Below are 14,151 nucleotides of genomic sequence, written 5' to 3' on the forward strand. Positions count from 1 at the left end.
AGATGGCTATGGAACGAATAGAGGTGAAAGGGGCAAGAGCCCACAACCTTAAAAATATTGATGTCAATATCCCGCGCGATCAGCTAGTGGTCATTACGGGTTTATCTGGTTCGGGAAAATCGTCGCTTGCCTTCGATACCATTTATGCAGAAGGTCAGCGCAGGTATGTTGAATCACTGTCAGCCTATGCACGTCAATTTCTCGGTCAAATGGACAAACCAGATGTAGATGCGATTGAAGGGCTTTCTCCAGCGATTAGTATTGACCAGAAAACGACAAGCAGGAACCCTCGATCAACCGTTGGGACTGTTACAGAAATTTATGATTACTTGCGTCTATTATATGCTCGAGTCGGAAAACCGATTTGTCCTATTCATGGGATCGAAATTACATCACAGACGATTGAGCAAATGACAGACCGTATTTTAGAGTATCCAGAACGAACGAAACTACAAGTGCTTGCTCCGATCGTATCTGGACGTAAGGGAACACACGTGAAAGTACTTGATCAAATTCGAAAGCAGGGCTACGTTCGAGTTAGAGTTGATGGCGAAATGGAGGACCTGTCAGAAGAGATCGAGCTTGAAAAGAATAAAAAGCATTCCATTGAAGTGGTGATTGATCGAATTGTCGTGAAAGAAGGCGTGGCTGCACGGTTGTCTGATTCTCTTGAAACGGCACTTCGACTTGGGGAAGGCCGCGTGATGATTGATGTGATTGGACAAGAGGAGCTGTTGTTTAGTGAGCATCATGCTTGTCCGCACTGCGGATTCTCTATTGGGGAACTTGAGCCAAGAATGTTCTCGTTTAATAGCCCTTTCGGTGCCTGCCCAAGCTGTGATGGGCTTGGTTCTAAACTAGAAGTAGATCCAGAGCTTGTGATTCCGAATAAGGATTTGACTTTACGTCAGCATGCCATTGCCCCATGGGAGCCTCAAAGCTCACAATATTACCCGCAGCTTCTTGAGGCGGTATGTACACACTATGGAATTGACATGGATATTCCAGTAAAAGATATTCCGGCGCATTTATTTGATAAAATTTTATATGGTAGCGGCTCTGAGCTGATTTATTTTAAATATGAAAATGATTTTGGCCAGGTCCGTGAAAATGAAATCGAGTTTGAAGGTGTGCTTCGTAACATTGAACGGCGCTACAAGGAAACGAGCTCCGATTATATTCGGGAGCAAATGGAAAAATATATGGCCAATCAGCCATGTCCGACCTGTAAAGGATATCGCCTGAAAAAAGAAACGCTTGCGGTTCTCATCAATGGCAAACATATCGGAGAAATGACCGATTTGTCTGTATCTGATGCCCTTGATTTCTATGAGAAAATTGAGTTGTCTGAGAAAGATTTGCAGATTGCCCAGCTCATTTTACGTGAAATCAAAGAGCGCTTATCCTTCTTAAATAATGTCGGATTAGATTATCTGACATTAAGCCGGTCTGCTGGCACATTATCAGGCGGGGAGGCGCAGCGGATTCGTTTGGCGACACAAATCGGATCAAGACTGACAGGCGTTCTTTATATTTTAGATGAACCATCGATTGGTCTGCATCAACGGGATAATGACCGATTGATTGGAACATTGAAAAACATGCGTGATATCGGAAATACACTGATTGTCGTAGAACATGATGAAGATACGATGCTTGCCGCTGATTATCTCATTGATATTGGACCAGGTGCAGGGGTTCATGGAGGAGAAGTGATTTCAGCTGGAACACCAGAAGAAGTCATGAAAGACCCAAAATCGTTGACTGGACAATATTTATCTGGTGAGAAATTCATCCCGCTTCCGATTGAGAGACGAAAGCCTGACGGCCGATTCATTGAAATTAAAGGGGCAAAAGAAAACAATCTTAAAAACGTGAATGCGAAGTTTCCTTTAGGTGTCTTTACCGCTGTGACAGGTGTGTCAGGATCAGGGAAAAGTACACTTGTGAATGAAATTTTATTGAAATCCCTTGCCCAAAAACTGCACAGAGCAAAAGCGAAGCCAGGACAGCACAAAGAAATCAAAGGAATGGATCACTTAGACAAAGTCATTGATATTGATCAATCTCCAATTGGCCGTACACCAAGATCCAATCCTGCTACGTATACAGGTGTATTTGATGACGTGCGGGATGTCTTTGCGCAAACCAATGAAGCGAAGGTACGAGGCTATAAAAAAGGGCGATTCAGCTTTAACGTGAAAGGTGGACGCTGCGAAGCGTGTCGTGGAGATGGCATTATTAAAATTGAAATGCACTTTTTACCTGATGTATATGTGCCTTGTGAAGTGTGTCACGGGAAACGTTATAACCGCGAGACGTTAGAGGTCACGTATAAAGGGAAAAATATTTCCGATGTGCTTGAAATGACGGTAGAGGACGCACTTCAATTTTTCGAGAATATCCCGAAAATTAAGCGGAAGCTGCAAACGATCTTTGATGTTGGATTAGGATACATTACACTTGGGCAGCCTGCCACGACATTGTCTGGTGGAGAGGCGCAGCGTGTGAAATTGGCATCTGAGCTTCACCGCCGTTCAAACGGAAGATCCTTGTATATTTTAGACGAACCGACAACCGGTCTTCATGTGGATGATATTGCTAGGTTGTTAAAAGTGCTCCAACGCTTGGTCGAAAACGGAGATACGGTATTGGTCATTGAGCACAACCTTGATATTATTAAGGCTGCCGATTACCTTGTTGATCTAGGACCAGAAGGCGGTGCTGGTGGAGGAACGATTATTGCTTCAGGAACACCTGAACAAATTGCTAAAGAAGAAGCTTCTTACACCGGTCGATACTTAAAACCGATTTTAGAGCGTGATCGTGAGCGAATGAAACAGTTAGTCAAAGAAACAGAAAGTGTGACATCCTCATAAAGAAAAACCCCTCCGAAAGAGGGGTTTCAGCGTGTAGACAAACCCTCGCATTCTTTGTCAGTCCTGCGTGCCGGTGCTCACGAATGTGAAATTCGCTCCGCGCCAGTACTCGTCCTTCCTAGACTGCAAAGGTTTTCTATCACGTTGAAAAGAAGACAAAGGGCTAAAATCAAGTTCATTTTAGCCCTTTGTCAACAATTTGAAACCCCTCCGAAAGAGGGGTTTTCCTTTTATTGCACATCTTCCTTTGGCATTAAGTTACTGAGGTGCGTTAAATCCTTTAAAATATGAGTGCTGCTACTATCGAGCAGTACTTTTAAATAACGGATATCACCATACTTCGGATGAGACGGATGAATGGCCTCTAGCTCCTTGATCATATCGCTGTTCATGCTTTTCTGTTTCTGTATAAGGTCTAAAAGCGTTTGCGCCGTGTGGTTAGCATTATGATGATCTGTCAAAATAATTACCCCCTATAATGATAATCACCATCTTTTCAACATATTTTAAAGGGTAATCCATGAAGAATCTACACTTAGGTGCAAAAAGAAATAATTTGTGTCTAAGGTCATATGTAAATCGAATGAGTTTGAAACTTTTTATACGCCATAAACGTATGAGTTAGAAAGGAATTTTCATCATGAAGGAGCGAATATATATGAACAGAGATCAGTCGATCATTGCATCTATTTGTTATTTTAGTGTATTTTTCATGCCGTTTATTGTGCCGATCGTGGCATATTTTGTAGTGGATCAAAAGGAAACGAAACGGCATTCGCTGCGTGCATTGTGGTCACATGTTTTGCCAGTCGCAGCGTGTGTGCTGCTGGTTTTTGGAGCTATCCCCTTTTTATTGACGACACAGGCAAGCGACTCACTCGTTCCAGTGTTCACCGTACTTATCTTGTCCTTTTTAGTTGCCATTGGCTTTTTGATCTCTGTCATTTGGAATATCATTCAAGGTATTAAAGTGCTTCAATCCATCAAATCGTAGGAGGGCTTTGTATGAATGAAAAAGAACGCATTTTAAAATTAGTAGAAGACGGGACATTATCTGCAAAAGAAGCAATTACGCTACTTGAAAAATTAGAAGAAAATCAGTCCATTTCACTAGAAAAATCAACGGCTGATCACACCTTTCATGAAGAAAAAGCTGGCACAGAGAATAAAGGAACTGGTACTGAAAACCTCGGTGCAAAGCTGTTTGGATGGTTAGATTCGGCGGTGAAAAAGGTCAAAGATGTAGATCTTGATTTGAACTTTGGACAGTCCGTCGACGTTGAACACATTTTTCAATTCAAAGACGCGGCACTGTCTCATTTAGATATTCAATTGGCAAACGGCAGTCTCAATTTGATGCCTTGGGATGATGGGGATGTTCGGGCAGAGTGTCATGCGAAAATTTACCGTGCAGAGGATGGAGAGCAGGCAAGACAGCAATTTCTTCAACATCTGGATTGCGGACTTGAAGGGGACAAATTTTTTATCCGAACTGAAAAGAAGACCATGAAGGTCAATGTCACCCTGTATGTACCACGTATCCAATACGATAAGATCAAAGTCAAACTGTTTAATGGACCGATTCGCGGGGAAAAGCTAAAGACAAAAGAACTGGCTGCAAAAACAACAAATGGCGTCGTCTCTTTTGCCTCTTTACAAGCAGAAAAAGTCGGAATTGAAACAGCAAATGGACAAATCAAACTGGCTGATCACGAGTGTGGTATGATTGAAGTAGAAACCATTAATGGGCTCATTGACCTGCGCGGGAAAAGTGAATCAATTGATGCACAGAGCTTCAATGGGAACATTGCTGTTCAGCTGTCAGATGAGAAATGCCGTTCGATCTATGCAAAAACGACAACAGGCAGTGTGGACGTTCAGATTCCGCGTGCTTGTGCAGTGACTGCGGAGCTGAAAAGCAATCTCGGATCGATCTCTCATGAGCTGCTTGATGCAAATATGATTAAAGAGAAAAATGAAACGCTGCAAAAAGAGAAAATGATCAAAGCCAATCAACAGGCGGAGCACAATATATCCATTTTTGCAGAAACAAAAACAGGCTCAATCCAAGTAAAGCACCAATCAGACAAGGAGTGATTCTACATGAAGAAGCTTTATCGTTCAGCGACAGATAAAAAAATAGCGGGTGTTGTCGGTGGACTTGCTGAATACTTAAGTGTCGATGCATCCCTGCTTCGTATTTTAACGGTGATCATCGGATTTATGACAGCATTTATGCCGATCTTCTTGATCTACTTCATCTGGTATTTTGTTGTTCCGGAAGAAGGCACTAACTAAATGCTTAGATGGATCGTTAGTATTTTCGTCAATGCATTACTTTTAATCGTCATTGCTGGATATTTTGATTCAGGCATTCTGCCAGGCCTTGGTAGTGTGTATATTGAAGGCTTTGGCGCAGCGATTGTAGCAAGTATTATTTTGTCCTTGCTCAATATTTTAGTAAAGCCGTTTTTGATCATTTTAACGCTGCCAGTGACAGTACTTTCACTAGGATTGTTCCTCTTTGTCATTAATGCCATCACACTGATGATGACCTCAAGCTTTATGGGAGATAGTTTTAACATTGATGGGTTTGGAACGGCCATTTGGATGGCTGTCATTTTATCCATTTTCCATCTGCTCATACAGAAAGGAATCGTGGAACCGTTAGCGAAAAAAAGCTAACGGTTTTTTTGTGTGAATTTATATCGTTTCCCCGTTCCATCTGTCATAAAAACCGTCTTCAGGAGACACAATATCCGAAGGGAGGCGGTGCACGATGGTGAATGTGAGCAGACAAATCATTCTTTTGCTTTTTTTGAGCATTCTTTTTTGTTTCAGTCAGCCTGCTTCAGCAGGATCTTTGACACAAACACAAGTGAACATACGAAATAAGCCCTTTTCACCTTTTATCTTTGATCAATTTCAAGTAGATGTACGTCCGGTTCAAGGAAAAAAACGTGATCTTCAATTTCGGGCATCTATTAGTCAGTCAGAGCAAATTTTGTCTGCAAACTTGTACTATAAACAGAGTGATGAACTAGGATATCGATTGATCCCAATGGAACGATTGCCGGGGGTGAAACCAGAATTCACAGCGAAAATCCCGACAGATCAATTGTGGAATCCAACAGTTCATTACTATACAGAATTCTTGACGCAGAAGTCTGTCATCAAAACAACCGAACAAGCAGTTCACTTAAACGGATTTGAAGAGGACCTCTCACAAATTCCTGAGCTATTGATGACAGAAATCGTCGTGAATTCAAAAAACCGCAAAGGCAAGGATGCTTTTGAATTCATCGAGGTGTATAACACAACACATGCACCTATTTCACTTCGACATTACCAGCTTCGCTATCGCAATCCAGCGCAAGGCGTGGAGATGGATGATATATATTCATTCCACACAAGTCCGATCACCATTTCTCCTGGAAAACCGTATGTATTTTGGCTTAGAAAAAAAGGGCAGGAGCATTTAACGGTAGCGGACTTTAATGCGATGTACAAAAGTCATTTAAAAGAGGGCGAGCATCTATCGGTCATTGAGAGTAAAGGATTGTCCAATTCTAAATCCCGCCTTGTTTCTATCACAACAAATATAGGAGAAGAGGTATCGTCGGCATCCTATCGTTTAAAGCCTTCATTGTTTAGCGAGCACAGATCGTTACTGTTCAAGTACCCAATGGATGGTACGACACAAATGAAGCTGATCTCGAAAGTGGAGGAAGAGCCGACACCCGGAAAAGTGTTAAAAGCACAAATTCCAACTGAAAAAAAAGAAATATCACAAGATGTTCATAAACCTGTGATCGAAGATATGACAGACAATCAACCGATAAAACCAACTGAAGGCATTGAAATGAGAGCAGATGTGCAGGATGATCAGTCCGTCAAAACGGTCAAATTGCGATATCGAACCAATCGTCATGAAGATTTTAAAGAGGTGCTGCTTCAAAAGGATCATAATGATCGGCTGTTTCACTATATTATTTATTCACCTGAGCTCATCGGTAAAGATCGATTGGAATATCAGATTGAAGCGTCTGACGGCGAAAATCAAGCAATGACAATGAAAAAAACAATTGATGTGGAACAAGTAAGCAAGGCTCACGGCCTTCGATTGAATGTAGAAGAAGGAGATACGGTTTCAGGCGTATTTCACTTAAAAGCAACAGCAGATCAGAAAAAAAGCATACAATTAATGATAGATGGAAAACCGATTCGACAAGTATTCCCTGCACTTGAAGCAGATCCATATCTTGCATTTGATGTCAAAGGGACAAATTTATATTTTAAGAATGGTGTGTCTATAGGTAAGCACTTACTTTCCATTTTTGATGATTCGACAAAAGTGTATCGCACCTATACGATACCAATACCAGAAAAACACTTAGAAAAGGCAGGTCCACAAACGATATCATTCCATGCTGGGACGAAGTCATCGCCGTTTGACCGATTTCCTGGAGAAAATCACGATGATTTTGAATTGAAAAATGTCCAGATGATTTTATCGAATGGAACTCAAATTCTGCCTCTAAATGCGAGCCGGCATGAGGAATGGAAAATGGGCGACGGTGGAAGCGCTAAGAAAGTAAGAGCATTTCAGTTTCAAATCCCGAAGCAAGCATATGCTTCAAGCTATATTCAGTGGGATACAAGAAGGCTGAAAGAAGGAGTACATGTTGTTCAGGCTAAAACCGCAGACGAATCTCAATCTGTACGTGTGAAAGTCGATAACACGGGTCCGAAAATCAAGAGTAATATACAGGAAAATGACCAATATAAAGGCGTCTTTACGTTAAAGGCAAAGGTGACGGATCGTTGGAGTGACATAGCGGAGATGAAGGCATATTTAGATGGAAAACCGATCTCTTTACCTTATCAGACGTCCTCTAGCGAATTAGAACCTGGGGAGCACACATTGAAGATAAAAGCAAAAGATGCCGCTGGAAACAAATCAACTTTGAAAAAGGTTTTTAAGACGGTACATGAACACCCTGAAACGCCAGAGAGAGTGTCAGATAGGACAAAAAAGGAATCATCTAAGCAAACAGTGCTAACCAATGATCCTACTAATGATCAGTTAGATTACTCCTTTTACCGTGCCTATCAATATACATCGCTGCATCCGTCCATGAAGATTTTCAAATATGCAGCGGAAACAGAGCCGCCAAAACATTTAAATGAAACAAGGGAAATGATTTTTTCTGATCGAGAAAGAAATCGCATTGCATTTGCTGATGGTAAATCAGTGGAAACGAAAGATCTACAGCATTTTCCTTATCATCGCTTTCAAATCAAGGTTCATCACGATGTACGTGAAAAGGATGTTGTCGAGGCTGTATGGAAAGGAAGCTCATTATCAGGGAGAAAGGTAACGATGTATGCTTGGAATCATCAGCAAGAAAAGTGGGATAAAATCACTCATCACTTTGCCAAGGATGAAAAGGAATTTTACCTGAAAGGGCTGCTGTCAGTCAGACAGTATATGAAAAATCAAACGTTTGATTTGCTTGTACAAGATGAGATCAGTCAGACGTTAAAGCCTTATAAGATGGTGTGGATGTCTGATACTCAATATTATGCCAGAAGTTATCCTCACATCTTCAAAAAAATGGTCGAGTGGATCAGAGATCAAAGGGACCCATTAAATATTCAATATGTGTTCCATACAGGTGATATTGTGGATGATTCAAAGGACAAGCAGTGGAATCGTGCCGATACATTTATGCGTGTGTTAGATCAGCATCAGATTCCTTACGGTGTATTAGCTGGTAATCATGATGTCAGGCACAAAGACGGCCATTATAGGGAATATGGGAGATATTTTGGAGCGAAACGCTTTGAAGACAAGCCGTATTACGGTGAATCCTATCAAAACAATCGAGGTCATTATGATCTTATCTCTGCTGGTGGCAATGATTATATGATGGTGTATATGGGCTGGGGGATCAAGCAAAATGAGATTGACTGGTTAAATCGAGTTATTTCTGAACATCCAGATCGCATTGTCATTTTAAATTTCCATGAGTATTTGTTAGTGAGCGGCAATCGAAGCCCAATTGGAGATTTGATCTTCCATCAAGTGGTAAAGCGTCACCCGAATATTGTCGCAGTATTTAGTGGCCACTACCACGGAGCCAGTCGAAAAGTAGATGAGATTGACGATGATCATGATGGAAAAGTGGACAGAAAAGTATATCAAATCCTTGCAGATTACCAGTCAGGTCCTGAAGGCGGTCAAGGTTTTATGCGGCTGATCACTGCGGATCAAGAAAAAAATAAGCTTCATTTCACCACATACTCACCCTACTTGAATCAAGAACATTTTTATGATCCAAAAACGTATGGAGATCAAGATGAATTTTCAATTGATGTCGATTTAACACCAAAAATGAAATCCGTTAAAACCAATTATTTTGAATTGAATGTCTACACAAACGTTCTTCTTGGAGAAGTCAAAGGTGTGAAAAGTGGTAAAAAAGCAACCTTTGAATGGAAAGGGTTAAAGCCAAATCAAGAATATTATTGGTACACTGTCGCAAAAGACCGTTTCGAAGGGAAAGCGATTTCTCCTATATGGAAAATTCATACAAAAAATGATGATCAATCAACATTTCTTAGGAAATAAAAAACTGTGCTTTCAGGAGCACAGTTTTATCTTTCCATTGTGTGAGTGAGCTTGTATCGATCCCCTCTATAAACGGACATGACATACTCGAATGGAAGGTCATTTTGAAAATAAGTTGTTCTTGCAATGGAGAGAACAGGGTCCCCTAATGAAATAGACAGCACGTTAGCTTCTTCCTTTGAAGCAACATTGGCTTCAAGCTCCTGCTTGGCATGGGCAATGGTTAGACCTGTGTTCGCTTCTATATATTCATATAAAGATCCAGCTAAATGGTCCTTTGTGAGCTCGCCAGCAAATTTTTCAGGTATATAACTCGTTTCAATAGCCATTGGTTCATTGTTTGCAAGGCGGATTCGTTTTAATTCATAGACATCTTCACTGTTCGACAGCTGTAATGGTTGCAGCAAGTGCTCTGGGCATGCGACTTTTTTGAAATCAATCAACTGACTTGAAGCTTTGAGCCCACGTTGACGCATATCTTCTGTAAAGCTTGTTAAGCCCTGAAGCGGTTGTTCAAATTTCTTTCGGCTAACAAATGTTCCTTTTCCTTTTTGCCGGTATAAATATCCTTCGTTCACAAGGTTCGATAAGGCTTGTCTGACAGTCATTCGGCTAATACCAAAGCGTTCGGCATATTCTCTTTCAGAAGGAATGAGTGTATCAGGTGCTAACGTTCCATCCTCAATCTGCTTTTTCAAGTTCTCCATAATCTGATGGTACATGGGGATAGGTGACTGCTTATCAATAAACATGTGAAAATCCTCTCGTATTTAGCGTAGTGAACCAGCTTCTCGATCAATAAAAATCGTCACATCTTCATGAAGTTTCAGAGCAGATGCAGGGAAGTCTGGGTGAATCTCTGTTCGTTCTAAATATTGTATCACGTCCGCTTTTGATTTTCCTGATGCGAGAAGGAGAATTTTTTTACTTGAAAGAATGCTTGCAATTCCCATTGTAATGGCATGTGTAGGCACCTCATCAATAGAAGAAAAGTATCTTGCATTGGCTTGACGAGTGTGTTCATCTAATTGGACGACATGCGTCTTTGAATCAAAGGGAGTACCAGGTTCATTAAACCCGATATGTCCATTTTGTCCGATACCAAGTAGCTGAAGATCAATACCCCCTAAATCTTCAATGAGCTGATCATACCTTAAGCACTCTTCCTCCAAGTGAGAAGCAGCACCATTGGGGAGGAAATATTGATCTGATGGGAGATCAATATGGTCGAATAAATGACGCTTCATGTAAGTCATATAACTATTTTCATGATTTGGATCAATTCCCACGTACTCATCCAGATTCACTGTTCTTGCTTGTTTGAAAGATAATTGTTCTGTTTGATGCAAATGAATTAACTCTTTATAAGTCTCAATTGGTGTACCGCCAGTTGCCAGACCGAGAACCGCATCTGTTTTTGATTTAATGGTACGTGCAATGAAAGCAGCTGCTGCTTTTCCTAATTGATCTTTATCTGCAAATTCGATGATGTTCATCAGTGTGTGGCCTCCTTTTTTTCATAAACGATTTGTCCATGGCAGATCGTCATCATGAGTTCGCCAGATTCATCCCAAATGACCAAGTCTGCTAGTTTTCCAACTTCGATCGAACCGAGCTGATGATCGATCCCGAGCTGAGTGGCTGCATTTGTTGAGGTCATTTGAGCAATTTCTGTCCATCCACATTGTGTGATCTGTCTCATACGTTTGACCCCATCTTTCATTTGTAAAATCGATCCTGCAAGTGTTCCATCTGCCAGCAATGCTTTTTCACCGCTGACTGTCACAGTCTGTCCGCCAAATTCGTAGGTTCCCTCTCCAAGTCCTTTTGCACGCATTGAGTCTGTAATCATGATCAAACGTTCACTCCCCTTTGCCAAATACGCAAGCTTTACGGAAAGAGGATGTGAATGAATGCCATCTGTAATCAGCTCAGTCAAAAGCTTTTCGTTTGTAAGCGCAGCACCTGCAACATTTGGCTCACGATGCTGAAATGAACTCATCGCATTATAAAGATGCGTGACATGACGCGCGCCGTGCTTTGCTACTAGTTCAATCATGTCATGATTGGCATTTGTATGTCCAATAGAAGGAATGATATTTTTTTCTTTTAGCAGGGAAAGGAATGCAAAATCAGTATCTTCCTCAGGTGCAAAAGTGACAATTCGAATCAGCTGATCTGCTGCACTCAGCCATTTCTCAAAAAGAGGAAGGTTAGCCTGTGTAATCCATTGAGCAGGCTGCGCTCCAGCTTTATCTTTAGAAATAAAAGGACCTTCTAGATGAATGCCTAAACATTGTGCCTGACTTCCAGCCTGCTTTTTATTATAGGGTCTCCACTGTGCGACATTTTTAAGTGCTTGCTCAATCTCTTGGTGATTTTGTGTAATGGTTGTTGCTAAAAAGCTTGTCGTTCCTTCTGCGGGTAAGTGATCAGCAAGTGTATTCATGGCTTCTGGTGTCGCATCCATCATATCTGCACCATATCCCCCATGGATGTGAATATCAATCATTCCGGGGAGTAAATAAAAGTTTTCCCGGGAAATATATACTTTTTCATAATTTCCTGTCGGCGGTGATGTTGAAATATAGTCGATCTTGCCATCGCGTAAACCGACAAAACCGTTTTCAATGATTTCTGTCTTTGTCACAATATGAATATTGGAGAGCAATAAAGAACTGCTCATGATTGTGCCCCCTTATTCTCGTCGTTAGATTCAGTTTACCTTTTTTAAGTATAGTTGTCTATACCAGTAAATGTGATGAAACAGGATCAGGATAAAATACTATTTTGGGTTCATCATTGAAAGTGATAAAATAGAGCTGTATTTCTGAAACGCCTGCGATAAAAGGAGGAAGAAGCGTGCCGAAAGTTCGTACGAAGGACATAATGGAACAATTTCATCTTGAACTGGTAAGTGGGGAAGAAGGGATTAATCGTCCCATTACAATCAGTGATCTTTCCAGACCAGGTATTGAAATGGCTGGATATTTTACATATTACCCAAAAGAAAGAGTTCAACTTTTAGGGAAGACAGAGCTTTCTTTTTTTGAACAGCTCCCAGAACGCGAACGAAAGCAGAGAATGATGTCTCTTTGTACAGATATTACCCCTGCCATCATTTTGTCACGAGATCGTGAAGTACCAAAGGAATTGATCGAAGCTTCAAACGAAAATGGAGTGCCGGTTTTACGCTCAAGCTTAAAAACGACAAGACTTTCGAGTCGATTAACGAACTTCTTAGAAAGCAAGCTTGCACCAACGACTGCGATTCATGGCGTACTCGTAGATGTATATGGTGTAGGTGTGCTGTTAATTGGAAAAAGTGGCGTAGGTAAAAGTGAAACGGCTTTAGAATTAGTGAAGAGAGGACACAGGCTGGTTGCAGACGATTGCGTGGAAATTAGGCAAGAGGATCAGGATACGTTAGTTGGAAGCGCACCAGAGCTGATTGAGCACCTTCTAGAAATCCGTGGATTAGGCATTATTAATGTAATGACCTTATTTGGAGCGGGCGCTGTCAGAAGCTATAAGAGAATTACGATTGTTATGAACCTTGAGCTTTGGGAACAAGGCAAACAGTATGACCGTTTAGGACTTGAGGAAGAAAAAATGCGAATCATCGATACAGATGTACCAAAGCTGACCATCCCTGTACGTCCGGGACGAAATTTAGCGGTCATCATCGAGGTAGCTGCAATGAACTTCAGATTGAAACGAATGGGACATAATGCAGCGGAACAATTTACAAGTAAACTTGCCGATGTCATTGAAGACAATGGCCAGGATGAATAGGAGCTGTCTATATGAATGAAGCAATTCAACCAATTGATCCGATTGCTTTTCAGCTCGGACCTATTGCGGTTCATTGGTATGGTGTGATTATTGGGGTCGGAGCCCTGCTTGGACTCTGGCTCGCATTAAGGGAGTGTGAAAAAAGAGGCATCAATAAAGATATGTTTATTGATCTCATCTTATTTGCCATTCCTATCGCCATTATTTGTGCACGAATTTATTATGTATCCTTTGAATGGGATTATTATCAGCAGCACCCAAATGAAATCATCAAGATTTGGAATGGCGGAATTGCCATACATGGCGGACTGATAGGAGCGGTGCTGACAGCGATTGTCTTTACTAAAGTGAGAAAGGTGTCCTTTTGGAAAATCGCCGATGTCGCAGCGCCTAGTATTTTACTAGGGCAAGCCATCGGGCGCTGGGGGAATTTTATTAATCAGGAAGCGCATGGTGAGGCTGTTTCAAGAGCCTTTTTAGAAAATTTGCACCTGCCTGAGTTTATTATTAATCAGATGTACATTGACGGGACCTACTATCACCCTACGTTCTTATATGAATCATTATGGAATATCGCAGGCGTTTTGATATTAATCTTATTACGTAGAACATCATTGCGTCGAGGCGAAATGTTCTTGTCTTATTTAATCTGGTATTCAATCGGTCGTTTCTTCATTGAAGGAATGAGAACAGACAGCTTAATGCTGACTGAGCATCTTCGAATTGCACAGATGATTTCAATTGCCATATTTGCAGTGGCTGTTTTGCTGATTGTGTTTAGAAGAATCAAGGGATATGCATCTATACCGTATAAAGAGAACAACTCATCAAATTAAGAGCAAG

Annotated in this window: 12 protein-coding genes; 8 read left to right on the top strand and 4 right to left on the bottom strand. The window is 41.2% G+C overall.

Features of this window, described 5'->3' with window-relative positions; genetic code table 11:
• Positions 1-2 precede the first annotated feature (2 nt).
• A complete protein-coding gene (uvrA, locus tag ACTJJD_RS08705) occupies positions 3-2,879 on the top strand; it encodes an excinuclease ABC subunit UvrA (protein ID WP_135009642.1) in 2,877 nt (958 codons plus the stop codon).
• A 230-nt stretch (positions 2,880-3,109) separates the two neighbouring features.
• Here uvrA and ACTJJD_RS08710 read toward each other — a convergent pair whose 3' ends face one another.
• The gene (locus ACTJJD_RS08710) at positions 3,110-3,340 is read right to left on the bottom strand and encodes a hypothetical protein (protein WP_008348188.1); all 231 of its coding nucleotides are present in this window, start codon (positions 3,338-3,340) and stop codon (positions 3,110-3,112) included.
• A 197-nt stretch (positions 3,341-3,537) separates the two neighbouring features.
• On the opposite strand from ACTJJD_RS08710, the gene ACTJJD_RS08715 reads away from it, so the two are divergent.
• From ACTJJD_RS08715 to ACTJJD_RS08735, 5 genes are all read left to right on the top strand, one after another.
• A complete protein-coding gene (locus ACTJJD_RS08715) occupies positions 3,538-3,873 on the top strand; it encodes a hypothetical protein (protein WP_008348186.1) in 336 nt (111 codons plus the stop codon).
• Positions 3,874-3,884: 11 nt separating this feature from the next.
• A complete protein-coding gene (locus ACTJJD_RS08720) occupies positions 3,885-4,976 on the top strand; it encodes a DUF4097 family beta strand repeat-containing protein (RefSeq protein ID WP_007500040.1) in 1,092 nt (363 codons plus the stop codon).
• A 6-nt stretch (positions 4,977-4,982) separates the two neighbouring features.
• Positions 4,983-5,177, top strand: coding sequence for a PspC domain-containing protein (locus ACTJJD_RS08725; protein WP_008348183.1), 195 nt, complete (start codon positions 4,983-4,985; stop codon positions 5,175-5,177).
• Complete coding sequence (locus ACTJJD_RS08730; RefSeq protein WP_007500042.1) at positions 5,178-5,564, top strand: phage holin family protein; 387 nt, start codon at positions 5,178-5,180, stop codon at positions 5,562-5,564. It abuts the gene before it with no gap.
• Between the two features lie 94 nt (positions 5,565-5,658).
• The gene (locus tag ACTJJD_RS08735) at positions 5,659-9,513 is read left to right on the top strand and encodes a metallophosphoesterase (protein WP_440608303.1); all 3,855 of its coding nucleotides are present in this window, start codon (positions 5,659-5,661) and stop codon (positions 9,511-9,513) included.
• A gap of 26 nt (positions 9,514-9,539) precedes the next feature.
• On the opposite strand, the gene ACTJJD_RS08740 is transcribed toward ACTJJD_RS08735, so the two are convergent.
• The 3 genes from ACTJJD_RS08740 to nagA are packed head-to-tail and all read right to left on the bottom strand — an operon-like array spanning position 9,540 to position 12,199.
• On the bottom strand, positions 9,540-10,265 hold the full coding sequence (locus ACTJJD_RS08740; protein ID WP_340958956.1) for a GntR family transcriptional regulator: 726 nt from the start codon (positions 10,263-10,265) through the stop codon (positions 9,540-9,542).
• Between the two features lie 18 nt (positions 10,266-10,283).
• Positions 10,284-11,009: a glucosamine-6-phosphate deaminase gene (nagB, locus tag ACTJJD_RS08745; RefSeq protein WP_100324740.1), complete on the bottom strand. Its 726-nt coding sequence runs from the start codon at positions 11,007-11,009 to the stop codon at positions 10,284-10,286.
• Complete coding sequence (gene nagA / locus ACTJJD_RS08750) at positions 11,009-12,199, bottom strand: N-acetylglucosamine-6-phosphate deacetylase (RefSeq protein ID WP_440600072.1); 1,191 nt, start codon at positions 12,197-12,199, stop codon at positions 11,009-11,011. The genes nagB and nagA overlap by 1 nt, the downstream gene beginning before the upstream one ends.
• A 176-nt stretch (positions 12,200-12,375) precedes the next feature.
• Between nagA and hprK the strand changes: the two genes are divergently transcribed.
• Both hprK and lgt read left to right on the top strand, forming a co-directional pair.
• A complete protein-coding gene (hprK, locus tag ACTJJD_RS08755) occupies positions 12,376-13,308 on the top strand; it encodes an HPr(Ser) kinase/phosphatase (protein WP_003212943.1) in 933 nt (310 codons plus the stop codon).
• An 11-nt stretch (positions 13,309-13,319) separates the two neighbouring features.
• The gene (lgt, locus tag ACTJJD_RS08760; RefSeq protein ID WP_440608304.1) at positions 13,320-14,144 is read left to right on the top strand and encodes a prolipoprotein diacylglyceryl transferase; all 825 of its coding nucleotides are present in this window, start codon (positions 13,320-13,322) and stop codon (positions 14,142-14,144) included.
• Positions 14,145-14,151: the final 7 nt, after the last annotated feature.

The sequence above is a fragment of the Bacillus sp. 22446 genome (assembly GCF_052044955.1).
Taxonomy (GTDB): Bacteria; Bacillota; Bacilli; order Bacillales; family Bacillaceae; genus Bacillus; species Bacillus altitudinis.

What these genes read in the sequence shown, in the direction of transcription:
- uvrA (WP_135009642.1), top strand. Translation starts at nt 3, where the DNA reads ATGGCTATGGAACGAATAGAGGTGAAAGGGGCAAGAGCCCACAACCTT.
- ACTJJD_RS08715 (WP_008348186.1), top strand. Translation starts at nt 3,538, where the DNA reads ATGAACAGAGATCAGTCGATCATTGCATCTATTTGTTATTTTAGTGTA.
- ACTJJD_RS08720 (WP_007500040.1), top strand. Translation starts at nt 3,885, where the DNA reads ATGAATGAAAAAGAACGCATTTTAAAATTAGTAGAAGACGGGACATTA.
- ACTJJD_RS08725 (WP_008348183.1), top strand. Translation starts at nt 4,983, where the DNA reads ATGAAGAAGCTTTATCGTTCAGCGACAGATAAAAAAATAGCGGGTGTT.
- ACTJJD_RS08730 (WP_007500042.1), top strand. Translation starts at nt 5,178, where the DNA reads ATGCTTAGATGGATCGTTAGTATTTTCGTCAATGCATTACTTTTAATC.
- ACTJJD_RS08735 (WP_440608303.1), top strand. Translation starts at nt 5,659, where the DNA reads ATGGTGAATGTGAGCAGACAAATCATTCTTTTGCTTTTTTTGAGCATT.
- ACTJJD_RS08740 (WP_340958956.1), bottom strand. Translation starts at nt 10,265, where the DNA reads ATGTTTATTGATAAGCAGTCACCTATCCCCATGTACCATCAGATTATG.
- nagB (WP_100324740.1), bottom strand. Translation starts at nt 11,009, where the DNA reads ATGAACATCATCGAATTTGCAGATAAAGATCAATTAGGAAAAGCAGCA.
- nagA (WP_440600072.1), bottom strand. Translation starts at nt 12,199, where the DNA reads ATGAGCAGTTCTTTATTGCTCTCCAATATTCATATTGTGACAAAGACA.
- lgt (WP_440608304.1), top strand. Translation starts at nt 13,320, where the DNA reads ATGAATGAAGCAATTCAACCAATTGATCCGATTGCTTTTCAGCTCGGA.